We start from the raw sequence: 24,223 nt of genomic DNA on the forward strand, positions 1-24,223 counted from the left end.
CACGTCTTCCGGTCGCACGTAGATGGCGCCCTCATCGATCGGCGCGACGTCGTATCCGCGTGCGGTCAGTTCGATCCTGAAATCGCTGAATACCTGGAACAGCTCGTTATCGAACGGCAAAGACGTGAACTTGAAATCGACACGTTCCCCCGTTTCATACGACGTTCAGAAGAGTCGTGCGCAGGCGGCTCAAGGCAGAGGGCTGAAGGGAAGGTTGCAGCGGCTGGCGCGGGCCGGCACGACGGCCGTCCAGCGCAACGCGTGCGGCAGGATGACGACCGCGCCATCGCCGCCACCCGCACGCCGGTTTGCGCGGACGGCCGGCGATTCAACCAGCCGCCTCGGCGGGACGACCGTGGGCGCCAGGCCGGCAACCGCCGGCGCGGCTCAACGCAGATTGCGGGATTCGCGCGGCATCGCCGAACGACGGCGCACCGATGCCGCGCCGCTCACGCCGCGACTCCGCTCGCCTGATGCGACACGAGCCGCGCATACGCGCCCTGCCGCGCGATCAGTTCCGCGTGGCGCCCGGCCTCGATCACGGCGCCCTGCTCCATCACGAGGATCAGGTCGGCATTGCGCACGGTCGACAGGCGGTGCGCGATGATGATCGACGTGCGCTGCGTCATCAGTTCCTCCAGCGCCGCGCGGATCTGCTGCTCGCTGATCGTGTCCAGGTGCGACGTCGCCTCGTCGAGGATCAGCACCGGCGCATCCTTCAGGAACGCGCGTGCGATCGCCACACGCTGGCGCTGGCCGCCCGACAACTGCACGCCGCGCTCGCCGACGCGCGTCGCGAGCCCGTCCGGCAGTCGCGCGACGAAATCGCCGAGCGCCGCGTGGTCGATCGCGCGCTGTACGTCCGCATCCGACGCGTCGTTCGCGGCGAGCCGGATGTTCGCCTCGAGCGTGTCGTTGAACAGATAGGTATCCTGCGCGACGAGCGCGATGTGCTGCCGCAGGTCGTCGAGCCGCAGATCGCGCAGATCGACGCCGCCGAGCGTCACGCGGCCCTGCTGCGGGTCCCAGAAGCGCAGCAGCAGGCTCGCGACGGTCGACTTGCCGGCGCCCGACGCGCCGACCAGCGCGACCGTGCTGCCGGGCGACACCTCGAAGCTCACGCGATCGAGCGCGGGCACGCTGCGCCCCGGATACGTGAACGACGCCGCCTCGAACCGCACCGCCGGATTGCCGGGCATCGCATGCGCGCCGTCGGTCACCGTCACGGGTTCCTTCTCCAGCGCGCGCAAGCGGCGCGTCGACGCGATCGTGTCGGCAAGCTGGCGCGCGACCTGGCCGATTTCGGCTACCGGCATGAACGCGGCCACCGCGACCAGCACCAGCAGCGGCAACGACTCGCGCGGGAACCCGCCGCGTGCGCACCACCACGCGCCGAGCGCCGCGACCGCCAGCCCGCCGAGCCCGCTCGCGACTTCCAGCGCGGCGCTTTGCGTCGACAGATCGTCGAGCAGCTTCGCGCGCTGCCGGCGATACGCATCGACTTCGGCCACGAATGCCGCGCGCCGGCGCGCGATCGCCTGGAACGCGGTCAGTTCCGCGAGGCCCTGGATCGTTTCGGTCAGGTGCGCGCCGAGTTGGCCGAGCGCGTCGCGCGCGCCGGTGCCGAGCCGGTCGACGTCGCGCCGGGCCAGCACGGGCGCGAGCCCGGCCCACAGCAGGAACGGCAGCAGCACGAGCGCGAGCGGCCATGCGACCGACGCGAGCAGCACCAGCACGCCGGCCGGCACGAGCACCGCGACGAACGCGGGCGCCAGCGTATGCGCATAGAAATATTCGACGGTCTCGACGTCCTGCGTCGCGAGCGACACGAGATCGCCGGAACGGCGGCGCAGCAGCCCGGCCGGCGCGAGGCGTTCGAGCGTCGCGAACAGCGCGATGCGCATTTCCGCGAGCAGCCGGTACGCCATGTCGTGCGCGAGCCACGATTCGAGCCAGTGCAGCACGGCCGCGACCGGCGCGATCACGAGCAGCGCAGCCACCAGCCCCGTGCCGACCTGGCCGCTCGGCACCGCGCCGACCACCCGCGCGCCGAGCACGCCGACGCCGATGAACGCGAGCACGCGGCCGATCCCGAACAGCACGGTCAGCGCCACCTTGCCCTTCCACGGACGCACGAAGCGCAGCAGGGTCTGCAACGTTTCCGGCCAGCCGATCGTCGCCGCGTCGTCGTTCAGCGGCCGCACCTGCGGACCCGAAGACGCGCGCGCGGTCGCGCCGGCCGCCGCCGTCGCGCCGACGGATTCGGCGACCGCTTCCAGTTGCGGCCCCATCAGCCGGCGATACGGGCCGTCGCGCGCGATCAGCGCCGCATGGGTCCCTTCGTCGACCACCTGCCCCTGGTCGAGCACCAGGATGCGATCGGCGCCGATCACGCTGGACAGCCGGTGCGCGAGCACGAGCGTCGTGCGCCCGCGCGTGAGCCGGTCGAGCGCCTGCTGGATCAGCGCTTCGTTTTCCGCATCGACCGACGACAGCGCCTCGTCGAGCAACAGGATCGGCGCATCGCGCAGCAGCGCGCGGGCAATCGCGATGCGCTGGCGCTGGCCGCCCGACAGCATGAGCCCGCGTTCGCCGATACGCGTCGCGTAGCCGTCGGGTAGCGCCGAGATGAAGTCGTGCGCATTGGCCGCGCGCGCGGCAGCGATCATGTCCGCGTCGCTCGCGTCCGGGCGACCGAGCCGCAGATTGTCGGCGACGCTGCCGTCGAACAGCGTCGCATCCTGCGCGACGACCGCGATCATCTCGCGCACCTGGTCGGCATCGAGCGTGCGCACGTCGTGGCCGCCGATCCGGACCGCACCGCCCTGCGCGTCGTGCTGGCGCAGCAGCAGGCGCACGATGGTCGACTTGCCGGCCCCGCTCGGCCCGACGATCGCGACCGTCTCGCCCTCGCGCACGGTGAAGCTCAACGCCGCATGGGCATCCGCGCGGCGCCCCGGATACGCGAAGCTGACGTGATCGAACGCGATCTCCGGCCGCAGGCCGGGTACGCGCGGCGCGTCGACGGAAGGGGCATGGCTGCCCGCGTCGAGCAGCGCATGGATCGCATTCGCCGCCGACTGGCCGATCATCCCCTGATGCAGCACCGCGCGCAGGTCGCGCAGCGGCCGGAAGATCTCGCTGCCGGCCATCAGCACGATCAGCAGCGCTTCGAGGCTCATGTCGCCATGCCGCACGCGCCACGCGCCCACCGCGATCGCCGCGGCCGCGCCGAGGCCGGTGCCCAGATCCGTGAAGAGCCGCGTCAGCAGCCCGAGCGCGAGCACCCAGAACGTGCTGTCCGACAGCGCCCGCGCCTTCGCGGCCAGCTTCGCACCGAACGCGGTGCTCTGCCCGAACGCCTTCAGCGTCGGCAGGCCCTGCACCGCGTCGAGAAACTCCTCGCCGAACGCCTTGAACGCGGCCGAACGGGCGAGCGCCGCGCGCTTGTCCGCACGATGCACGAGCTGCGGCAGCGCGAGCGTGACGAGCGCCGCGACCAGCAGGACCGCGGCCGTCGGCACGTCCCACCACGCGAGCACCGCGAAGATCATCAGCGGCGCGCACGCGGCGATCACGAGTTGCGGCAGGTAGACGCCGAAGAAGGTCTGCAACTGCTCGACGCCGTCGACGACGGCCAGCATCACGCCGCCCGTGCGTTCGCCGCTGAACCATGCGGGGCCGAGCGCGGCGATCCGGTCGAACAGCCGCGCGCGCAGCGTGGCCTGCACGCGGCCCGCCGTGTGCAGTGCGAGCACCGTGCGGCGATGATCGAGCCATGCACGCAGCAGCACGCAGGCCGCCGTTGCAACGACGGCTTCGCCGATGCTGCGCGCCGGCGCGCCGGAAAAAACCAGCGCCAGCACGCGGCCGAGGAATACGAAGCGGAGGATGCCGACACCCATCGCGAGCAGCCCGAGCGCGACGGCCGCCGCCACCCGCCAGCGCAATCCCGCCATCATTGCCCATAGTCGTCGGTCGAAATACATGAAGCCTCCAGTCGGTGTTTCGTTGCGTTTTTCTTGACCGGATCGAGGCTACCCGCGCCGCCCGCGCGCGGCAAAAGATGATTTTTCAACGGGTGTTGAGTCAACTACAATACCCCGCATGTCGCACCTTCCTCCCCTCAGCGCACTGCGTGCTTTCGAGGCGGCCGTCCGCCTCGGCGGGTTCGCGCGCGCGGCGGTCGAGCTGAACGTGTCGACCAGCGCGGTCAGCCACCAGATCCGTTCGCTCGAGGAATCGCTGGGTGCAAGGCTGCTCGAACGCAGCACCGGGCTCGGCGGCATCAGTCTCACGCCGGCCGGTACGCGCCTGCTGCCGGCCGTCAGCGATGCGCTGTCGCGTCTCACCGACGCGTGCGCCGAGATTCGCGGCACCGCGCAACGGCTCACCGTATCCGCCAACGCGCCGTTTTCGTCGATGTGGCTCGCGCGCCGGCTGGCGGAATTCTCGTCGCTTCATCCCGACACCCCGCTGCATGCGGTCGTGCTCGACGACGAGCCGGATTTCGCGCGCAGCAGCGTCGACCTCGCGATCGTGCACGTGCCCGCGCACCGGCTGCGCGCCGACGACGACGTGCTGATGCGGGAAACCGTGTTTCCGGTCTGCAGCCCCGAGCTGTTTCCGTACGCATCGGGGTACGTCTGCCGCTCGCGGCTGCTGCAGGAGATGCACGAGGACAGCCCCGAGATCGACTGGCGCAACTGGGCGGTGCATTTCGGCTTGCCGGACGACTTCGACACGAAGATCGTCCGTTACAGCAGTTTCAGCCAGGTGATCGGCGCGGCCGTCGGCGGCGCGGGCATCGCGCTCGGCCGCGTGCCGCTGATCGAGCCCGAACTGCGCAGCGGGCGTCTGGTGCCGCTGGTGCCGGGCCTCTCGCGCGATGCGTCATGGCGCTTCGTGTTGCGCCGCCATCCGTCGACGCGGCACCGGCTGCTCGATCCGTTGATCGCGTTCCTGCGCAGCGAAGCGGACGCGCCGCCGTTCGTCTCGAAGAAGGTTGCGCCCGCATCCAATGACAGTCACGCACGAGGCGCGGGCGGCGCCTGACGAGAGCCGGCATGCGATGCCGCCCTCGGGTGGCCTGCGGGCCGCTTACGGCGTGGCGAAGAACAGCGCGACGACGCACGCCATGCCGCCGAACCACACGAGCGAACGCAGCGACGCCCAGTTCAGCAGGTACATCAGCGCATAGACGATGCGGATCGCGACGAACGCCATCGCGAGCTGGTCGACGCGATGCACGTTCGCGCCGTTGTGCCACGCCACCACCAGCGCGGCGGTGAACAGCGCGAGCGCTTCCCACGCATTCTGATGGGCGGCCTGGGCGCGGGCGCGCCAGCCTTCGAGCTTCGCCAGGTAGTCGCGCGGCGCGCAGTTGTCATAACCCTTGCGGGCCTTGGCGAGAAACGTCATCGGGAACGGCAACAGCGCCACGATGAACAGGCACAGCTGGGACGTCGTCATCAAAGTCTCCTCCGTTATGATTACATTGATCAATGACAAGATCGCCGAGAGCTTAGCATTGCGCCGTGCCGTTCGGGCACCGGTTTTCTAGACGGGAGACTCGGCCGCGCAGGCCGCCGGGGAAGGCGCCCGGGCCGCGATGACACCAAAATTTCCACCAAATCGTCGACAAATACGTTAATTAAAACTGGTCGAACACCAATAAGATAGCACTCGACACTGGCTTGACGTGCCATCGCGCCAGCCGGCCGTTTCCCTCCGCGCCGCCGTGCGCCGAACGACATCCGACCCGAGCCCTTGCCATGCCCCGTCCCATCGTCGCCCATATCCGCCCCGACGCCGTCCGCCACAACCTCGACTTCATCCGCCGCACCGCCGCGCAATCGCGCGTGTGGGCCGTGGTCAAGGCCAACGCGTACGGCCACGGCATCGAACGGATCTACCCCGGCCTCGCGGCCGCCGACGGCATCGCGCTGCTCGATCTCGACGAAGCCGTGCGCGTGTGCGAACTCGGCTGGGACAAGCCCGTGCTGCTGCTCGAAGGCGTCTTCGAGCCGGCCGACGTCGAGCTGGCCGATCGCCACCGGCTGACGGTCGCCGTGCACTGCGACGAACAGCTCGACCTGCTGATCGCCGCGAAGCCGCGGCAGCCGATCGACATCCAGCTCAAGATGAATTCCGGGATGAACCGGCTCGGCTACCGGCCGGCCGCGTTCCGCGCCGCGTGGGAACGCGCGGCGAGTGCGCCGTCGATCGGCAAGATCACGCTGATGATGCATTTCGCGAACGCCGACGAAGGCGAGGTCGACTGGCAACTCGACCAGTTCGACGCGACCACGGCCGGGATTCCGGGCGAGCGCTCGGTGTCGAATTCGGCGGCCGTGCTGTGGCATCCGCGCGCGCACCGCGACTGGGTGCGGCCCGGCACGATCCTGTACGGCGCGTCGCCGACGGGCGCGGCGCGGCATATCGCCGACACGCCGCTGATGGCCGCGATGACGCTGAGCAGCAAGATCATCGGCGTGCAGACGCTCGCGCCCGACGAAACGGTCGGCTACGGCCGCCGCTTCACGGCCGACCGGCCGATGCGGATCGGCGTGGTCGCATGCGGCTACGCGGACGGCTATCCGCGCCACGCGCCGACCGGCACGCCGATCGCGGTGGACGGCGTGATGACGCGCGTCGTCGGCCGCGTGTCGATGGACATGCTGACCGTCGACCTGACGCCGTGCCCGAACGCGGGCATCGGCTCGCGCGTCGAGCTGTGGGGCGACCAGGTGAAGGTGGACGATGTTGCGGAAGCCAGCGGCACGATCGGCTATGAGCTGATGTGCGCGCTCGCGCGCCGCGTGCCGGTCGTGATCGTGCCGCCCGGTGCGGCGAGCGTGCAGCCAGCGCTGCGGACGGGCAGCTACGGGCGCTGACCGGCGTCGCTGCTGCAGTGCGGCGGTGCGGCGGTGCGCAACCGCGTCGCCGCGCATGCCGTGTACTTACCTGCGGGCTGCCTTGGCGGCCTGTCTGCGTTTATGGCGCCCCGCCGACGCGCACCAGCGACGATGCGATACGTCGTTGCGCGTTGCTCACAACGACGCGATACGACGCGCTCCCCGCCCGCCTCCGTCAACGCATCACGAACGCCACGTCGGCTTCCGCTTCTCGAGGAACGCGTCGATCCCCTCGCCCGCATCCTCTTCCATCATGTTGCGCGCCATCACGTCGCCCGCATACGCATAGGCTTCGTCGAGCGGCAACTCGCGCTGACGATAGAACATCTGCTTGCCATAACGCACCGCGGCGGGGCTCTTCGCGACGATCTCCGCGACCTTGCGCGCGACGGCCGCATCGAGCGCGTCCTCGGGCACGGCTTCGTTGACGAGCCCCCACGCGGCGGCCGTCGCCGCATCGACGAAGCGCCCGGTCATCAGCATGTCGAACGCGCGCTTGGCCGTGACGTTGCGGCTCAACGCGACGGCGGGCGTCGAGCAGAACAGCCCCACGTTGATGCCGGATACCGCGAAGCGCGCGGTATCGGCCGCGATCGCGAGGTCGCACGCGGCGACGAGCTGGCAGCCGGCCGCCGTCGCGATGCCGTGCACGCGCGCGATCACCGGCACCGGCAACGCGCGCATCGCGAGCATCACGCGGCTGCACTGCGCGAACAGCGTGCGGTAGTAGTCGAGTTCGGGCTTGCCGCGCATCTGCCGCAAGTCGTGCCCGGCGCAGAACGCCTTGCCTTCGGCGGCCAGCACGACGCAGCGCACGTGCGGATCGGCCGCCAGCGTGTCGAACGCATCGTGCAGCGCCGCGAGCATCGCTTCGGACAACGCGTTGAACTGCTGCGGGCGATTCAGGCGCAGCGTGACGACGCCGTCGTGCGCGTCGCGCAGCAGGATCGGCTCGGCAGTCTCGTGAATGGGTTCCATGGTGTTCCGCTCGACGGGGTTCGGCAGGTTTCGCGGCGAGGCGAACGAGCGTCCATCGCGCCCGCCCGCTCGCGGCATGTCGAGGAAATGGTCCTCCACATTCCGCATGGCGTCCAGCCGCGCCGCCGCATGCGCGTGCGTGGCGGCCTGCCGGCCACGGCGCAACGCGCGATGCCGCACGAGCGTCAACGACCCCGTTGCGCGGCTTCCGCCCGGCCGGCCGCCCTCGCCGCCAGCGCGGCGATCGCGTAGGCGACGCCCCCGAGCGCCGCGACCGCCCACAGCGCATCGGTCAGATCCGGCAACAGGATCGTCGCGGCGCCTGCGATGGCCACGCCGAGCAGGCTGCCGGCCTGACGCGCCGCGTTGAGGAACCCGGATGCCACACCGGCCGCGTCGGCAGGCACCTGTTCGAGCACCGTCGCGATCATCGGCGCCACCGACAGCGCGGTGCCGGTACCGAATGCGGCCATGGCCACCCAGACCACTAGCCACGGCGCACGCAGCGCGAGCGCCAGCGCGATCGCCGGAACGGCCAGCGCCGCCATCGCGAGGCCGTTCGCCATCAGCGTGACGGGGCGAACCCGGCCATGCAGTTTTCCCGACAGCAGGTTGCCGAGCGACAGGCTCAGCGCGAACGGCAACAGCGTCAGCCCGATCTGCCGCGCGCTCATGCCGAAGCGTCCGTGCAGGTATAGGCTCAGCACGAACAGCAGTCCGAAGTAGCCGACATAGACGAGACTGCCCATCAGGTTCATCGCGACGAACACGCGATTGCGAAACCACGCGAGCGGCACCATCGGATGGCGGGCACGCCGCTCGACGGCGACCAGCACGACGGCCGCGAGCACGGCGATCAGCAGCGCGCACCGGACCTCGGTGGCGCCGGCGCCGCGCGTGGGCAATTCGATCACCGCGAAACACAGCGCGCCGAGCGCCGCCGCACCGACGCACTGGCCGACCCAGTCGAACTGGCGCACCTCCCGCGCGGCCGCTGCCCGAACCAGCGCCGCCGCGCCGGCAAAGGCGACCGCACCAGTCGGCACGTTGATCAGGAACGCGCTGCGCCAGCCGAAATCGTCGACGAGGAGCCCGCCCAGCACCGGCCCCACGGCGACCGCGACCGACGCGATGCCGGCCCACACCGCGATCGCCCGCGCCCGTTCGGCCGGCACGTCGAAGGTGCTGCGCACGATCGCGAGCGACGCGGGCAAGAACAGCGCGGCGCCCATGCCCTGCGCGAAACGCGCGGCCACGAGGAGCGCCACCGACGACGCGACGCCGCACGCCGCCGATGCACCGACGAACAGCGCCAGCCCGGCGAGATACACGCGCTTCGCGCCGAACCGGTCGGACAGCGCGCCGCCCGCGAGGATCAGCGCGGCGAAGCTGAGCGTATACGCGTCGACGATCCACGCGAGTTCCGCGACCGTCGCGCCGAGGCTCGTGCGCATTGCCGGCAGCGCCACGTTGACGATCGTCGAATCGAGCACCGCCATGAACATGCCGATCGCGACGAGCGCCAGCGTCAGGCGCTGCTCGCGCGCCGTCGGGCGGCTCGGCGCGGCCAGCGGAACGGTGGAAACGGTGGAAACGGGGACGGAAACGGAATGGCAATCGGACATGACACCTCCAGGCAGATGCCCGGAGTCTAGGACCCGGCGCGCGATGCGGAAAAGTGATAATTTCGCATTGGCCTGATGCAGATCTGCATCACCGATTCCCGTCCGCCGCCGCTTGCCCGATGACACAATCGATCCGTATGAACTGGGACAACGCCCGCTTCTTCCTCGCGCTGGCGCGCACCGGCACGCTGCGCGGCGCCGCGGCGCAGTTGAACGTCGACCAGGCAACGGTCGGACGGCGGATCGCCGCGCTCGAGGACGAACTGTCGGCCCGGTTGTTTCTGCGCACGCCGTCCCTCTATGTGCTGACGACCGCGGGCGAAGCGCTGCTCGAACCGGCCGAAACGATGGAACGCGCATCGCTGACGATCGAACGCCGCGTGATGGGGCTCGACGAGCAACTGGCCGGGTCCGTGCGCATCGCCACGACCGACACGCTCGGCAAGCGTTTCGTCGTGCCCGCGATCGCCAACTTGCGGCGCAGGCATGCCGGCATCGACGTCGTGTGCGTGACGTCGGCGCAAATCACCAACCTCACGCGCCGCGAAGCGGATCTCGCGATTCGCACGTTGCGGCCGGAATCGCCGGACCTGATCGTCAGGCGGCTCGGGCATCTCGAAACGGGCATCTACGCATCGCGCCGCTATCTGACCGAACGGGGCGAACCGGTCGCGGGCAGCGCGTTCGACGGGCACGATCTGGTGATGTATCAGCAACCGGTGGTGCCGACGATGTGGGACGCGCTGTGCGGCGAACCGACTTCACGCGGCCGCGTGATGTTCCAGACCTCGTCGACGATGATGCTGGTGGAAGCTGCGCTGGCCGGGCTCGGCATTGCGGAGCTGCCGTGCTTCCGCGCCGACACCGAGCCGGATCTGGTGCGGCTCATGCCGCAGCGGTGCAATCATTTCGACGTGTGGCTCGTCGCGCATGCCGATCTCTACAAGACCGCACGCGTGCAGGCGGTGATCGAAGCCGTCGTCGACGAATTCGCGACGGCGGCGGCGGGCCGCTAACGGGCCGGTGCGTCAGCGCGGCTGGTATTCGCCATCGGCAGCAGACCAGCGAAACGTCCGGCGCCATTTGCCGCCGCGCTCTCGCAACTGCAAGTCGTGGAAACCGTCCGTCGACGTCGACAGCACGCTCAGCGCATTGCTGCCTTCTGTGATGTCGTGATCGCGCGTGCCGTTACGATGCCAATCGCCGGCAATATCCCGGTAGAACATCATCGGCTGCGCGAACACGACGCGCAGCGTCTTGCCGTCGATCTGGAACAGGTACAGCGCCTCGAACGACGCACCACCACCCGCATAGCCGATCGACCAGCCCGCCCGCACCCCGAACGCGGCATCGCCCGCCCGCAGCGTATACGGCGCGAGATCGAACCGCGACCACCGCTCGGGCCGTAACGCGACATCACGCGACTGCTTCGTCTGCTCGATGTAGTCGGGACTGTCGAGATTCGTGTCGCTCCAGTCGATCGCCTGTTCGAGCGGCTGTTCGGTCCGCGCGACGAGGCGCGGCACGCCGTCCGTACCGCGTTCGAACACGCCCAGCCAGACGAATTCCTTCCGGTCATCGGCCTCGGCGCGGCTCTCGAAGCCTTCGCAATCGGTGGGCGCACGGAATCGCAGCACCTCGCGCGCAATCTCGTCGGTCGGTGCCACGCACACGATCGCGACGAACGCCCCGGGGCGTTGCGGCCACGGTTTCGCGCCGACCAGCACGACACGCGCAAGCGGCTGGCCCGGGGCAAGCTGCGCCGCCAGCCCCTCCTTCGTGAAGCCGGGCGGCAGGTGCACGCCGAAACCGTCCGCTTCCGCGCCGCTCATGTCGCGCGCATACGCGGCGCGGGCTTCGGGCGAACCGAGCTTCCGGGCACTTGGTCGAGCGAATGCGCGGTACCGGCCGCGTGCGCGGGGAAGCCCGCGAATACGGCGCCGATCGCGATGAGCCACGGCATCAAGCGAATTGTCATGCTGGAATGTCCTGTGAAGTAACGAGGCAACGTACTGCGACGCCGCACATGCAATCGTGTGCGCAACGACCGGATCGGCCCGCCGTGCCATGTGAGTGCCGTGATGTTCTACTTGCCGGGTGCGACAAGTTTCAGCGCACAGCGGGCGGTCACGTCCGCTCGCGCCCGCTGCGCCACATGCGAACGCCCGACCGCAACTGACCGACCCCGCCGACGAAAAAGACCGCGCCCATCACGCCGAACGCCAGCACATCGCCCCAGATCGCGCCGAACGTGTTCATCCGCGCGGTCGTCCTCGGCGCGTCCGGCGCATAGCGCACTTCGACCGTCGCGCCGTCCTCGACGCTGACTTCGCCGCCTTGCGCATAGTCGACCTGCTCGCCCACGAGCGTCGTGAACGTGATCTCCGGATGATGCGGACCCGCGTTCAGCTTGACCACGCGCCCCGGCACGACGACCGACGTTCGCAGGAATTCGCGTGTCGACTGCGCATACAACGCAGTGCCGATCAGCATGCACATGCCCACGATGGTAAAAACGATGCCCTTCGCGATCCGCCACTCGATGTGCTGCACAGCGGGTCGCCCGATTTCGGATGCCATCTGCTTCGTTCCGCTCCTGATGTTCGTCAATGCCGGGCGTGCGGCGCATGATGCGCCGCCACGCCGCCCTCGGCATCCGGCAGGATACGGACATCCCGGCACGCTGTAAATTGCGTACGCAAGCTGGCGCCGGGCCGCTCGCGCGTCAGCCCGCGAGCTTCTTCAGCGCGTCGAGCACCGCATCGCCCTTGAACGGCTTCACGATCCAGCCCTTCACGCCGGCGGCCTTGCCGCGCTCCTTCATCGCCGGGCTGCTTTCGGTCGTCAGCATCACGACGTTGACCGCCGTGTTCGCCAGTTCGCCGCGAATCTTCTCGACCATCGTCAGGCCGTCCATGTTCGGCATGTTCACGTCGCTGATCACGAGACGCACGCCGGGCGTCGCCTTGAGCTTCGCGAGCCCGTCCTTGCCGTCGACGGCCGTCGCGACGTCGAGCCCGTGATTGCGCAGGAAGCCTGCCACTTCGTCGCGCACCGTGCCCGAATCGTCGACCACCAGAATCTTTGCCATGTCGTATTCCCCTTTCGTCGTTGCCGACTTCAACGTTCAAAACAGTTCGAGTTCACCCGATTCGACCATCGGCCCCACGTCCTGCACCGATTCGCGGAAATCCTCCGGCGACCAGCTGAGGCTGAACACGAAACGCTGGTCGAGACGGACCGAACGCCCCGAGGCCGGATCGGTCATCCGGTACTTGAAACAGAGCTGCGGACAGTCGCCGCCGAACGAGATGAACTTCTGCTTGTGATTGACGACGAGCGGCACCTGCACCGGATGGCGCGCCAGCGCCTCCGCGTCGCCGAGATAGCGGTTCTTGAACGCGCCCCACACGAGGTTGGTCAGCTCGCCGAGCACGCTGTTCACGTCGCGGAAGTCCGGCGCGCGGCCGCCGTCGCGCGTGCCGCCGAGCATGTCGAGCAGCGGCTGCTCGCTCGTCTGCAGCAGCATGTAGCCGCGGCACCATGCGCTTTCGAGCGCGATCAGGCTGAACACCTCGCCGAAGATGATCTGGTCGCGCACGATGCACGGCGTGTCGTGCTCGATCGTCATGCCCGGGAACAGGCTATCGATGCGCGCCTCGGTGATCTCCGAGATGCCGCGCACGAGCGCGTTCGGGTAGTCGCGGCTGAACAGGTATTCGTCGATCGCGCGCTCGAGCGGCGTCATGTCGTCGGCGACGTAGGCCGCGCACGCGACCCGCGCGAGCGCATCGGGCAGCCCGTCGCGCGACGCCAGCGATTCGCGGCGCAGGATGATCGGCAGTTCCGGGCGCAGCGCGTCGATTTGCGTCGCGATGATCGCGCTCTCGGCCGGCGAGCCGCCGTAATCCTCGGCCAGCAGGATCGCGCCGAGATCGATGTTCGAGCGCAGCACCTTCAGCAGCCGGCTGCGCCGCACGGTCAGGCCGACCAGGTTGTGGGCGTCGCAGAAACGCTTGATCGCATCGGCGTGCACGCGGCTGTCATCGAGCACGAGCACCTTGCTGACGGGTTGGTCTTCGGTCATCTCATCGATTCCTGATGGTCGGTCAGAACAGTTCGAGCTCGCCGCCGGTGTCCACCGCGGCCGTTTCCGGCACGTGGAAATCGACCGGCGCGTTCGCGCACACGCACAGCGTCGCGCCGACCCGCACGTCGCCGTCGAGCGTCAGGTCGTACGCGGCCACGTAATCGGGTGCGAGCGCGTGCAGGTAGTCAATGCTCGCGCCGCTCAGCAGGTAAGGCGTCGACATCCCGAGATCGGGAAACGGCGTGGTCAATGCCTGGTTGATCGCGCCGCAACACAGGTTCGCGACTTCCATGAACGCGTCGGTCAGCGGCCGCTGGCTGTTCGTGCTCGCCGTCGTACCGGCGAAATGGCGGCGCGTCGCGTCGTCGTCGCTGAAGCGCAACGCGAGCAGCAGGCGGAAATGCAGCGCCGAGATCGTCAGCACGACCACATGCTCGGGCACCTTCGGCTTCGATCGCGACTTCGCCTGCTCCCGATCGGGCGCGTCGGGGTCGTGACCGGCGGCCGGCCGGATGTCGCACGTGCCGCCGGCGGCGAGCCGCGTGCGTGCGGCATCGAAAAAGATCCGCTCGAAACCCGCCCTCGCCTGCGCACTGATCACGCGGCCTCTCCTTCGATCCGCTCATGCAGTTGCCCGGCCAGCGTCTCGACGGTCGCGAGCGCGGCCGTGATCATCTTGCCGCCGGCCTGGATGTCCTGGAACGTCGCGGCCGTCACGAGATCGTTGCGGTTCAGGCTGTCGCGATAGCTGTTCGACAATTGCTGCGAGCGCGCGGCCAGCCCGCGCACCTCGCTCGCGACGATCGAGAAACCGCGCCCGGCCGCGCCCGCGCGCGCCGCCTCGATCGACGCGTTCAGCGACACGATCGACACGTGCGCGACGATCGCCGACAGCTCCAGGTTCTTCGCGCGCATGTCCTGGTTCTGCGTGGTCAGCGAGATCATCTGCTCGTGCCAGCGCTCGAACGTGCCGGCGAGCCCGCGCAGGCGCGCGGCTTCGTCGGCGATCTTCATCGCATGCTGCGCGAGCACCGCGCGGTCGGCCGACAGCGCCTGCAACGCGTCGCGCTGCGCGCCGTTCGCGGCTGTCTCGCGCGTCAGCGCCTCCCCGAGCTGCGCCTCGCGTTGCGCCCATGCGTCGGCCGCTTCCGCATGCGCGGACGCCGCGTCATCTGCGCGTGCGGCGGCTGCGTCGAGCGCATCGCGCAACGCGTCGGCCTCGCGCGCCAGCGTCGCGACGAGCCGTTGGCGCATCGCACGAAACACGATCGCCGCCGCCATCGCGACGACCACGCCGCCCGCCAGCGCAGCGGCCATCTGAGTCATCCACGCCTGCACGATCACGCCGTCACTCCGCTGCACCGATATCCGCGACGCGTGCGCGCTGCGCGTGCCCCGTGCCGGGCGCGGCGCCGTCCGCCGCGAAGCGTGCCGGCAGCGACACGATCGTCTCGAACGCGCGATACGGGGCACCGACGCGATCGTCGGTGAAGCGCAGCGCGATATCGCCGCCGTCGCGCTTCAGGAAATTGCGCACCGCGTCCATGCCGACGCCGCGCCCCGATACTTCGGTCACCGTCTGCGCGGTCGAGAAGCCCGGCCGGAAGATCAGCTCGGCGACGTCCTCGTCGGACAGCGCCGCTTCGTTCGCGGCATCGATCCAGCCGCGCTCGCGCGCGATGCCGCGAATCCGGTCGAGCGCGAGGCCGCGGCCGTCGTCGGCGAGCACGAACCACAGTTCGCCGCCGCCCACGCCGACCGCGATGTCGATCGTGCCGGATGCCGGCTTGCCGGCCGCGCGCCGCGCGTCGGATGACTCGATCCCGTGGTCGATCGCATTGCGCAGCAGGTGCATGAACACGTTCTTCAGCGTCGCGACGATCTCGCTGCGCACGCGCTGGCCGTGGCTGTCGATATGCACGACGGGCGCCGGCTTGCCAAGCTCGGCCGCGAGCGACGGCAGCGACTCGATCACGCCGCCGAGCACGTCGCCGATCCCTTGCGTGCCGAGCTGGCTCAACATGCGGCGCACCGCATCGCGCGCCGCGTGCCAGTCGGACGCGTTCGCCGGATCGGCGCCGTCGAGCACCCGCAGGCTCTCGCGGATGTGCGCGCGCTCGACCATCAGGAAATCGGCGCCGTTCTGCGCCGGCTCGCCGCTACGGCCGAGCGTGACCGCGTTGATCGTCGCGTAGTGGTCGACGGCCTCGCGTACGCGCGCCAGATCCTCCATCAGCGCGTCGCGGTTCCACTCGGGGCCGCTATCCGCGCGGCGCAGCGATTCGTACGCCTGCTCCGCTTCGTGGACGATGTTCGTCAGATGCTGGAGGCTGTACGTGCGCGCATTGCCCTTGATCGTATGCATGTTGCGGAACAGCGCCGCGACGATCGAATGATCGACGCGCTCGTGCTGGCGAATCATCCGCTCGTTCTCGCTGAGGAAGCCCTTCGCGCTGTGCACGAAGTCGTGGAACTTGTCCTGGCTGATCGACAGAATCTCGCCGATCATCTCGAGGCGGCGCTGCTGTTCGCCGGCCTGCGCGGTCAGCTCGCGGATCTCGGTCACGTCGCGCACGCACAGCATCAGGCGCACCACCGTGTCGGTCTCGTCGGTGATCGCCGACCAGCTCAGGTCGAGCCACTTCTCGCGGCCGTCCGGCATCCGCTTCGCGACTTCGTTGACGAGCAGGTGCTCGTTGAATTCGAAGTTCATGCTGTCCTCGCCGAGGCACGCGTGCACGGCCGCGTCGACCTGCGAGCGCGCGTCGGCGCCGATCGCCGAATCGTCGAACACGAGCGCCATCAGGTCGCGGCCGGCGATGTCGTTCGTCTCGAAGATGGTTTCGAGGTACGCCGAATACTCCGCGTGCACGACGCCGCCCTCGACGACGGTCAGGATGCCCTGCTGCATGTTCTGCAGCATCGCCTGGATGTCGGCCGTCTTCTGCTTCAGTTGCGCGGCGTTCTCCTGGATCTTCTCGATCATCCCGTTGAACGCGACGATCGAATGGCCGATCTCGTCCATCCGGCCCACCGGCACGCGGCGCGTGAAATCCTGGCTCGTCGCGATCTCGCTCATCGCCGTCTGCATCCCGATCAGCGGGCGCGTGATCTGGCGATACAGCACGAAGCCGAGCGCGGTCAGCAGCACGATCACCGTGCCGGCGACGCCCGCGATCGCGGTCGCCGTGGTCGCGAGCATCCCGTTCAGCGCGCCGATCGCGTCGTCCTTCTGGCGGTTCTTCTCGACGCGCAGCGTGTCGACGATGCTTTCGAGTTCGTCGCGATACTGCGCGACGTTCGCGAACAGGTAGGCCTGCGCCATCTCGGCCTTGCCGTCCGTCTTCATCTTCACGGTGTCGGCGATCGCCGCGAAATAGTTCGCGGCGCTGTCCTTCGCCTGCGCGACGAGCCCGACCTGCGCCTGGCCGACCGCCGATTTCGCCTGCGCGTCGAGTGCGACGCGCAGCGCGGCCTGCTTCGCCTTCAGCTCGTCGCGCGCCTGGGCGGCGGTGTTCGCGTCGGGCGCGTAGACGAGCGTCATCGTCGCGATCTGGATGTTCTTCACATCGGCGACGAGATCCGCCGACGCGAGCGCGCTCGGCACGATTCCCTGGGTGACCTGACGCACCTCGGATGCGCTCTTGCGCGTCTGGTACACGGCGTAGATGCCGATCGCGGACAGCGCGAAGAACGTCAGGACGACTAGCAGCGTAATGCGATGACGGATGGTCATGAGTACAGCTCCCCGCAGCGATCCGGGTTCGATCGCCCTTTGGTCTATTGAAAGAATGTGAGCGCCGAATTATCGGGGATGGTGTATGACTGTCCGATGACCGAAAATCAATCGGCCATTGAGGAAATCGCAATGATTAATTGCAGGGAGAAAAGGCTAAAGTTCTTATTGGACGGGCCGTTAACTGCTGGCCCGGGCGTCCCGTCCGGCTTGCCCGGTGACCTCGGCAAATCGGATCTGGATATTCATTCTTTTATTTCTCGATCCGACAATTCAATCCGGTCGAATACCGGTAAAACGTTTGCGCATTCGCTTGCTGCCGCAACGTCAAATGCATCCGCTCTCGTCTGAAATCGCGGGTCGCGACGCGAGCGCGTTTTCAAACTCCGGGTCTATTGGTCCGATCAGAGGTGCCAGCCACGCCCACTGCTTCAGCGCCGGCTCGTTCGCGCTCACTGCGCTGCGACGAGGTTCATGGGAACCGCGAGCGCCGAATCCCGCGTCGTTGGGAAGCCGTTCAGCTTTGGCATCGTCGGCTTCAAATCTTTTCGTCGAATTCATCGGATCTCCCGGTGTGTCGGTGGTCGCACCCGATTCTGACAAAAAACTTTCAAGCCGGTCAATTCATTCCTAGCGAGAAAGAATCAATCGCAATCCGGCGATTCACCTCGCCCCGCCGGGCGTTCTAGACTGTCGGATCACTCCCCCAACCGGACCCACGCGATGACCGACGTCCTGCCGCTGACCACTGATCCCGATTCCGGCCTGCAGTACCGTGTACGCCCGGCCGCCGGCCGCCCCGCCGCCCGCCTGTTGCTGCTGCACGGCGTCGGCGGCAACGAAACCAACCTGCTGAACGTGGCCGACGTGATCGATCCGCGCATCGAAATCGCGTTCCTGCGCGGCCCGCTCACGTTCGGTCCCAGTCAGCATGCGTGGTTTCCGGTGCGCTTCGGCCCGAACGGCCCTGAAATCGATGCGGCGCGCGCGGACGAAAGCCGCGTGCAACTGATCACGCTGTTGCATGCGCTGCGCGCGCGGGATGGCGCCGCGCCCGCGTTGCCGACCGTGATCGCCGGCTTCAGTCAGGGCGGCATCATGAGCGCGAGCGTCGGCCTCACGTCGCCGGGCGACGTGAGTGCGTTCGCCGTGCTGTGCGGGCGCATCCTGCCGGAAATCGATCCGCTGATCGCGCCGCGCGATGCATTAGGCACGCTGCACGCGCTGGTGATGCACGGCCGCTTCGACGACAAGCTGCCCGTCTCGTGGGCGGACAAGGCCGACGCGAAGCTGACGGCGCTCGGCGTCGCGCACGACACGCGGCTGTATGCGGCCGGCCACGAGCTGACCGCGGAGATGGCCGGCGATTTCGGCCGATGGGTCGTTGAGCGTACCGGGTCGAACTAACGGAATGTGAACCGAACGCACCGGGGGCGCCGGCCCGCGAACGGACCGGCGCCCCCGGTACATGCCGTCACGCGTTCCGCGCAGGGTCCGCCACGCCACGCACGGATGCGGGCATCGCCGCCGCCCGCTCGCGCTCGGCGCCGCGTTTCGCCAGCTTCCAGCCGATCACCAGCGCGAGCACGACGACGGGAATCGTCGCGATGGTCCACGTGCCGCCCGGATAGTCGAACGCCATCAGCACCAGCACGCCGGCCAGGAAAGCGAGCGTGAGCCACGACGTGAACGGCGCGCCGGGCATCCGGAACGACACGGCCTTCATCTCGCCGCGATCGACCGCGCGGCGGAACAGGATCTGGCACATCACGATGAAGCCCCACGTCGTGATGATCCCGAGCGACGCCATGTTCAACACGATCTCGAACGCCTGGGCCGGCACGATGTAGTTGAGCGGCACACCGATCGCGTTGATCGCGACCGTGATCAGGATTCCGCCGTACGGCACGCCGCGCGCGTTCATCCGCGACACGAAACGCGGCGCCGAGCCGCCCATCGCGAGCGAGCGCAGCACGCGACCCGTCGAATAGAGGCCGGAATTCAGGCTCGACAGCGCGGCGGTCAGCACCACGACGTTCATCACCGTACCGACGTACGGCACGCCGAGCTTGCTGAAGAACGTGACGAACGGGCTTTCGTGCGCGCTGTACGCGGTCCACGGCAGCAGCATCGTCAGCAGCACGACCGAGCCGACATAGAACAGCGCGATGCGCCACATCACGCTGTTGATCGCCTTCGGCAGCACCTTGCGCGCGTCGGCCGTCTCGCCCGCCGCGACGCCGACGAGCTCGATGCTCGCATACGCGAACACGACGCCCTGCACGATCAGCACGGCCGGCAGAATCCCGTGCGGGAAGATACCGCCGTGATCCGCGACGAGATGCAGCCCCGTCATCTGCCCCGCCACCGGATGGCCGCTCGCGAGAAACACGGAGCCGACCGCGAGAAACACCGCGAGCGTGCCGACCTTGACGAGCGAGAACCAGAATTCCATCTCGCCGAACACCTTCACGCCGATCATGTTCATCACCGACACGATCCCGAGCGCGCCGAGCGCGAACACCCATTGCGGCACGTCGGTGAACACGGCCCAGTACTTCATGTAGATCGCGACCGCGGTGATGTCGACGATGCCGGTCGTCGCCCAGTTCAGGTAGTACATCCAGCCCGCGACGAACGACGCGCGTTCGCCCATGAACTCCCGTGCGTACGACACGAAGCTGCCGCTGGTCGGCCGGTGCATCACGAGTTCGCCGAGCGCGCGCATGATCAGGAACGCGAACACGCCGCACACCAGATACACGAGCGCGAGCGCGGGCCCCGCGCTTTGCAGGCGGCCGCCCGCGCCGAGAAAGAGGCCGGTGCCGATCGCACCGCCCATCGCGATCATCTGCACGTGCCGCGGCTTCAACTGCTTCGCGTAGCCGGCTTCGTGCGACGCGAACATCGCATCGGGATCGGCATGCGCGGCATCCGCGCCGCCGGCCGGACCGGCCGGGCGCTCGCTGGGGTGTGTCATCGTGAGTCTCCGTTGTTTGTAGATGTGTCGCGCCCCGCTGCGGGGGCGCTTTCGGTACGACCGCGAACCGGCTCGCGTCAGAACGCGCGCGGCCGGATCAGCGCTTCGGGCTGCAGCGCTTCGTCGAGCTGCGCCTCGGTCATCAGTTCGCGCGCCAGCACGACCTCGCGGATCGACTTGCCGGTCACATGCGCTTCGGCGGCGACGGCGGTCGCGCGCTTGTAGCCGATGTACGGATTCAACGCGGTCGCGAGCGCGACCGAGCGCTCCATCGTTTCGCGCAGCCGTTCCGGATTCGCGGTGATGCCGCTCACGCATCGCTGCGCGAGCGTCGTGCATGCGGCCGTCAGGTGGCTGAAGCTGCGGAACAGCGCGCTCGCGATCACCGGTTCGAACGCGTTGAGCTGAAGCTGGCCGGCCTCGGCCGCGAAGGTGATGGTCACGTCGTTGCCGAACACCTCGAACGCGACCTGGTTGACGACTTCCGGAATCACCGGATTGACCTTGCCGGGCATGATCGACGAGCCGGCCTGCACGGGCGGCAGGTTGATCTCGCCGAAGCCCGCGCGCGGGCCGCTCGACAGCAGCCGCAGATCGTTGCAGATCTTCGACAGCTTGACGGCGATCCGCTTGAGCACGCCCGACACCTGGACGAACGCGCCGCAATCCTGCGTCGCTTCGATCAGGTTCGGCGCGGTGCTCAGGTCGAGCCCGGTGATGCGGCGCAGCGCGGCCAGCGCCTTCTCCGCGTACTGCGGATGCGCGGTGATGCCCGTGCCGATCGCGGTCGCGCCGAGGTTGATCTCGCGGATCAGCCAGCCGGCCTCCTGCAGCCGCGCGATGTCTTCCGTCAGCATCACCGCGTAGGTCGAGAATTCCTGGCCGAGCGTCATCGGCACCGCGTCCTGCAACTGCGTGCGGCCGAGCTTCAGCAAGCCGGCGAACGCGTCGGCGCGCTCCGCGAATGCATCGCGCAGCCGCGCCATCGCCTCGAGCAGGTGCTCGACCGCGAAGCAGGTCGCGATCCGGATCGCGGTGGGATAGACGTCGTTGGTGCTCTGCGCGAGATTGACGTGCTCGTTCGGATGCAGGTATTCGTACTGCCCGCGCGCGTGCCCCATGATTTCGAGCGCGCGGTTGCAGATCACCTCGTTCGCGTTCATGTTGGTCGACGTGCCGGCGCCGCCCTGGATCACGTCGACGACGAACTGGTCGTGCAGCCGCCCTTCGCGGATCTCGACGCACGCGGCGGCGATCGCATCGCGGTACGGCCGCGGCAGCAGCCCCAGTTCGCAATTGGCGTCGGCCGCCGCTTCCTTCACGGACGCGAGCGCCATCACGAGGTACGGCAGTGACGCAATGGTGCGGCCGGAAATGTCGAAATTCTCTTTCGCGCGCAGCGTGTGGACGCCGTAATAGGCGGTATCCGGAATACTTCGTTTGCCTAAAAGATCCGCTTCGACGCGGAAGCCGTTTTCGGTCATCGTGCCCCTCCTGGATGTCTCGTGCCGCTCGTCGTTCACCGCTTCCCGACGCGACGGGTTCGCATTCTATGCCTTTGCAAAAACAAGCTAGCTTCTGTATTATCGAAAGCGGTTTTGCGTGGGACGCAACAGCGAGAATCGAATGAAAAAAGGCGCGAGAGAAACCGGCATCGATCATCTGGGCGCGATGCGCGCGTTCGTGCGGGTGGTCGAAACAGGGAGTTTTTCGGCGGTCGCAAAGGAGATGCACGTATCGACGTCGACCGTCGCGCGCAAGGTCACGGCGATCGAGGAAGCGCTCGGCGTCGCGCTGCTGCACCGCTCCACGCACAGCGTGACGCTCACCGAAGCCGGCCATATCTACCTGGAGCGCGCGGTCACGCTGATCGCCGATCTCGACGACACGCTGCGCGTCGTCGCCGAGCTGAATGCGCAGCCGAGCGGCCCGCTGAAGCTCACCGCGCCGGTCGCGTTCGGCCGCCGTCATCTCGCGCCCCTGATCGCGCCGTTCCTGGCGCGCTACCCGACGATCCAGCTCGACGTGCGGCTCACCGACAACCACAACGACCTCGTGGCGGGCGGCTTCGACCTCGACATCCACGAAGGCGAGAACTACCTGGACAACCTGGTCGTCCACCGGCTGTCGCGCAACGACAGCATCCTGTGCGCGACGCCCGGCTACCTCGACCGCTGCGGGCGCCCCGCAACGCCGGACGAGCTGACGCACCACAACTGCCTGCGCTACGTGCACCCGGAAGGCGATCCGCGCTGGGCGCTCGTGCGCGGCGACACGCAGCACAGCGTGCTGCCGGCCGGCAATCTCGTCACCGACCACTCGGAGCTGCTGCTGGAAGCGACCTGCGCGGGGCTCGGCATCGCTGAATTCGAGATCTGGCTGGTGCGCGACCTGCTCGCGAGCGGCCAGCTCGAAGCCGTGCTGCCGCGTTACCGGCTGCAAAACCGGCTGACCGGCGAATACATCTACATCGCGTATCTGGCGAACCGGCGCAGCTCGGCGAAGCTGCGCGTGCTCAAGGATTTTCTGGCGGAACACCTCGCGCAGATCGGCGAGCTGTCGGAGCGGGAGCTGGCAAAGATTCGCGACGCACGCGCGTAGCGCGCACCGATGCGCGGCCCGGATCGCGGGCCGGCGGCATCGGCACGATGACCGCGTTCAGGCCGCCTGCAAGTCGAACGGGAACGTCGCGTGCCCGAACTCGACGCCCTGCGTGTTGAGCATCCGCGGCCGGTGGAACGCGGACAGTTGCGCGCGCTGCTCGGCCGTGCCGATCCGCAGCCGCTCGAGGATTTCGCTGACGACCATATAGAGCACGTCGAGATTGCCGTCCTCGATCTTCACCGAGATGCCGAGCGCACCGTCCGCGCCGAGTTGCCGCGTGCGTTCCGACGCGCGCACGCCGATCCCGTAGCACGCATCGGCGCCGAGCTTGCCGACCACCTGCCCGCCGAACGCGTTCATCAGCACCGTGCAATAGCGTCCGTCGCCCGCGACCAGTTCCGGATAGGCGGTCATCGCACGATGAATGCGCGCCAGTGCGCGCACCCGCTCGGTTACCGCGCCGCCCGCTTCCACCGCGTCCGCGCCGTCGGCCAGCGACGCGTACAGGCGCGCCAGCCGGTCCAGCGAGAACGCCGGCGTCGGCAGGTTGCAGCCGTCGATGCCCCAGTCGACCTCGTCGTCGCGCAGGCCGCACGCGTCGGCCACGACCTGCTTCACGCGTACCTGCATCGGATGGTCGGGCAGATGGTAATCGGCGATCGCCGCGCCGATCGCCTGCGCGCCGGCCAGCATCCCGACATGCTTGCCCGAACAGTTGCTGCATACGCCGGTGGGCGTGTAGTCGCGCTTGATCCACGACCGGTACACCGCATCGGACAACGGCGGATGGCCGCCGCAGCGCAGATCCGATTCGTGCGCGGCCACTTTCGCGAGCATCGCGCGCGTGCGTTCGATGTGACGATCCTCGCTGCTGTGCGACGCGCACATCAGCGCGATGTCCGCATCGTCGAAGCCGAAGCGTTCCGGCGCGCCCGTCTCGATCACCGACAGCGCCTGCGCCGGCTTGGCCGCCGACCGCGCGAGCGTCATCCGGTACGGATCGCCGAACCGGGCCAGCAGCCGGCCGCGTGCATCGACGACCGCCACATGGGCGACGTGCGTGTTCTCGATCGCATTGCCGCGGTACGTGACGACCGCTGCGCGTGGGGTCTCCATCCTCTTCTGTCTCCTTGCTCGCGGGCCTGATGCCGGGGCCCGTCCAACCGGTACGGCAGTGTAGCGAGTCGTCGCCGCCGCGCGTCGGCCCTGTCGTGGAAAGCGGTGTTGCACACGACGCAAAGGCGCTCGCCCCTCACGGAAACCTGACCGAATCAGTACAAAAACCATTCAATC

21 protein-coding genes are annotated in these 24,223 nt (G+C 68.4%); 6 read left to right on the plus strand and 15 right to left on the minus strand.

The window, feature by feature from the left end:
• Positions 1-449 precede the first annotated feature (449 nt).
• Positions 450-3,989 (minus strand): ABC transporter ATP-binding protein/permease, encoded by a 3,540-nt coding sequence (locus BLS50_RS20225; RefSeq protein ID WP_074803728.1) that lies wholly within the window; start codon positions 3,987-3,989, stop codon positions 450-452.
• 118 nt (positions 3,990-4,107) lie between these two features.
• Between BLS50_RS20225 and BLS50_RS20230 the strand changes: the two genes are divergently transcribed.
• Complete coding sequence (locus BLS50_RS20230) at positions 4,108-5,055, plus strand: LysR family transcriptional regulator (RefSeq protein ID WP_069230956.1); 948 nt, start codon at positions 4,108-4,110, stop codon at positions 5,053-5,055.
• 45 nt (positions 5,056-5,100) lie between these two features.
• Here the strand turns inward: BLS50_RS20230 and BLS50_RS20235 are convergent, their stop codons facing one another.
• Positions 5,101-5,472: an MAPEG family protein gene (locus tag BLS50_RS20235; RefSeq protein ID WP_053525340.1), complete on the minus strand. Its 372-nt coding sequence runs from the start codon at positions 5,470-5,472 to the stop codon at positions 5,101-5,103.
• Between the two features lie 302 nt (positions 5,473-5,774).
• Between BLS50_RS20235 and alr the strand changes: the two genes are divergently transcribed.
• On the plus strand, positions 5,775-6,896 hold the full coding sequence (alr, locus tag BLS50_RS20240; protein WP_074803730.1) for an alanine racemase: 1,122 nt from the start codon (positions 5,775-5,777) through the stop codon (positions 6,894-6,896).
• Positions 6,897-7,100: 204 nt separating this feature from the next.
• Here alr and BLS50_RS20245 read toward each other — a convergent pair whose 3' ends face one another.
• On the minus strand, positions 7,101-7,895 hold the full coding sequence (locus BLS50_RS20245; protein WP_027811768.1) for an enoyl-CoA hydratase: 795 nt from the start codon (positions 7,893-7,895) through the stop codon (positions 7,101-7,103).
• A 185-nt stretch (positions 7,896-8,080) separates the two neighbouring features.
• A complete protein-coding gene (locus BLS50_RS20250) occupies positions 8,081-9,520 on the minus strand; it encodes an MFS transporter (RefSeq protein ID WP_069230954.1) in 1,440 nt (479 codons plus the stop codon).
• Positions 9,521-9,657: 137 nt separating this feature from the next.
• Here BLS50_RS20250 and BLS50_RS20255 point away from each other — a divergent pair, with 137 nt between their 5' ends.
• Positions 9,658-10,536 carry a LysR family transcriptional regulator gene (locus BLS50_RS20255; protein ID WP_176934265.1) on the plus strand — a complete coding sequence of 293 codons (879 nt, stop codon included), beginning with the start codon at positions 9,658-9,660 and terminating at the stop codon, positions 10,534-10,536.
• Positions 10,537-10,548: 12 nt separating this feature from the next.
• On the opposite strand, the gene BLS50_RS20260 is transcribed toward BLS50_RS20255, so the two are convergent.
• The 7 genes from BLS50_RS20260 to BLS50_RS20290 all read right to left on the minus strand — a co-directional run bounded on the left by BLS50_RS20260 (position 10,549) and on the right by BLS50_RS20290 (position 17,346).
• Positions 10,549-11,352, minus strand: coding sequence for a hypothetical protein (locus tag BLS50_RS20260; protein ID WP_249191678.1), 804 nt, complete (start codon positions 11,350-11,352; stop codon positions 10,549-10,551).
• A gap of 295 nt (positions 11,353-11,647) precedes the next feature.
• On the minus strand, positions 11,648-12,100 hold the full coding sequence (locus BLS50_RS20265) for a DUF3592 domain-containing protein (RefSeq protein ID WP_074803734.1): 453 nt from the start codon (positions 12,098-12,100) through the stop codon (positions 11,648-11,650).
• Between the two features lie 145 nt (positions 12,101-12,245).
• A complete protein-coding gene (locus tag BLS50_RS20270) occupies positions 12,246-12,611 on the minus strand; it encodes a response regulator (RefSeq protein ID WP_006486240.1) in 366 nt (121 codons plus the stop codon).
• Between the two features lie 36 nt (positions 12,612-12,647).
• Complete coding sequence (locus BLS50_RS20275) at positions 12,648-13,607, minus strand: chemotaxis protein CheX (RefSeq protein ID WP_074803736.1); 960 nt, start codon at positions 13,605-13,607, stop codon at positions 12,648-12,650.
• A gap of 22 nt (positions 13,608-13,629) precedes the next feature.
• On the minus strand, positions 13,630-14,211 hold the full coding sequence (locus tag BLS50_RS20280) for a hypothetical protein (protein WP_074803738.1): 582 nt from the start codon (positions 14,209-14,211) through the stop codon (positions 13,630-13,632).
• Entirely contained in the window at positions 14,208-14,948 is a 741-nt protein-coding gene (locus BLS50_RS20285) for a methyl-accepting chemotaxis protein (RefSeq protein ID WP_412668070.1), read from the minus strand. The genes BLS50_RS20280 and BLS50_RS20285 overlap by 4 nt, the downstream gene beginning before the upstream one ends.
• 10 nt (positions 14,949-14,958) lie before the next feature.
• Entirely contained in the window at positions 14,959-17,346 is a 2,388-nt protein-coding gene (locus BLS50_RS20290; protein WP_074803740.1) for an ATP-binding protein, read from the minus strand.
• 96 nt (positions 17,347-17,442) lie between these two features.
• On the opposite strand from BLS50_RS20290, the gene BLS50_RS20295 reads away from it, so the two are divergent.
• Positions 17,443-17,697 (plus strand): hypothetical protein, encoded by a 255-nt coding sequence (locus BLS50_RS20295; RefSeq protein ID WP_176934267.1) that lies wholly within the window; start codon positions 17,443-17,445, stop codon positions 17,695-17,697.
• Here the strand turns inward: BLS50_RS20295 and BLS50_RS20300 are convergent.
• Complete coding sequence (locus BLS50_RS20300) at positions 17,674-17,907, minus strand: virulence-associated protein (protein WP_256334103.1); 234 nt, start codon at positions 17,905-17,907, stop codon at positions 17,674-17,676. The two genes, BLS50_RS20295 and BLS50_RS20300, sit on opposite strands and share 24 nt — an antisense overlap.
• 162 nt (positions 17,908-18,069) lie before the next feature.
• On the opposite strand from BLS50_RS20300, the gene BLS50_RS20305 reads away from it, so the two are divergent.
• Positions 18,070-18,753, plus strand: coding sequence for an alpha/beta hydrolase (locus BLS50_RS20305; RefSeq protein ID WP_074803745.1), 684 nt, complete (start codon positions 18,070-18,072; stop codon positions 18,751-18,753).
• A 67-nt stretch (positions 18,754-18,820) separates the two neighbouring features.
• Here the strand turns inward: BLS50_RS20305 and BLS50_RS20310 are convergent, their stop codons facing one another.
• Together BLS50_RS20310 and aspA are read right to left on the minus strand one after the other, a co-directional pair.
• Positions 18,821-20,326, minus strand: coding sequence for an amino acid permease (locus BLS50_RS20310; RefSeq protein ID WP_074803747.1), 1,506 nt, complete (start codon positions 20,324-20,326; stop codon positions 18,821-18,823).
• A gap of 77 nt (positions 20,327-20,403) precedes the next feature.
• Complete coding sequence (gene aspA, locus BLS50_RS20315) at positions 20,404-21,810, minus strand: aspartate ammonia-lyase (RefSeq protein ID WP_074803749.1); 1,407 nt, start codon at positions 21,808-21,810, stop codon at positions 20,404-20,406.
• Between the two features lie 142 nt (positions 21,811-21,952).
• On the opposite strand from aspA, the gene BLS50_RS20320 reads away from it, so the two are divergent.
• Entirely contained in the window at positions 21,953-22,927 is a 975-nt protein-coding gene (locus tag BLS50_RS20320; protein ID WP_069230946.1) for a LysR family transcriptional regulator, read from the plus strand.
• Between the two features lie 57 nt (positions 22,928-22,984).
• Here BLS50_RS20320 and BLS50_RS20325 read toward each other — a convergent pair whose 3' ends face one another.
• The gene (locus tag BLS50_RS20325; protein ID WP_053524308.1) at positions 22,985-24,046 is read right to left on the minus strand and encodes an asparaginase; all 1,062 of its coding nucleotides are present in this window, start codon (positions 24,044-24,046) and stop codon (positions 22,985-22,987) included.
• Between the last annotated feature and the right edge of the window lie 177 nt (positions 24,047-24,223).

The sequence above is a fragment of the Burkholderia orbicola genome (genome assembly GCF_900100915.1).
Lineage (GTDB): Bacteria > Pseudomonadota > Gammaproteobacteria > Burkholderiales > Burkholderiaceae > Burkholderia > Burkholderia orbicola.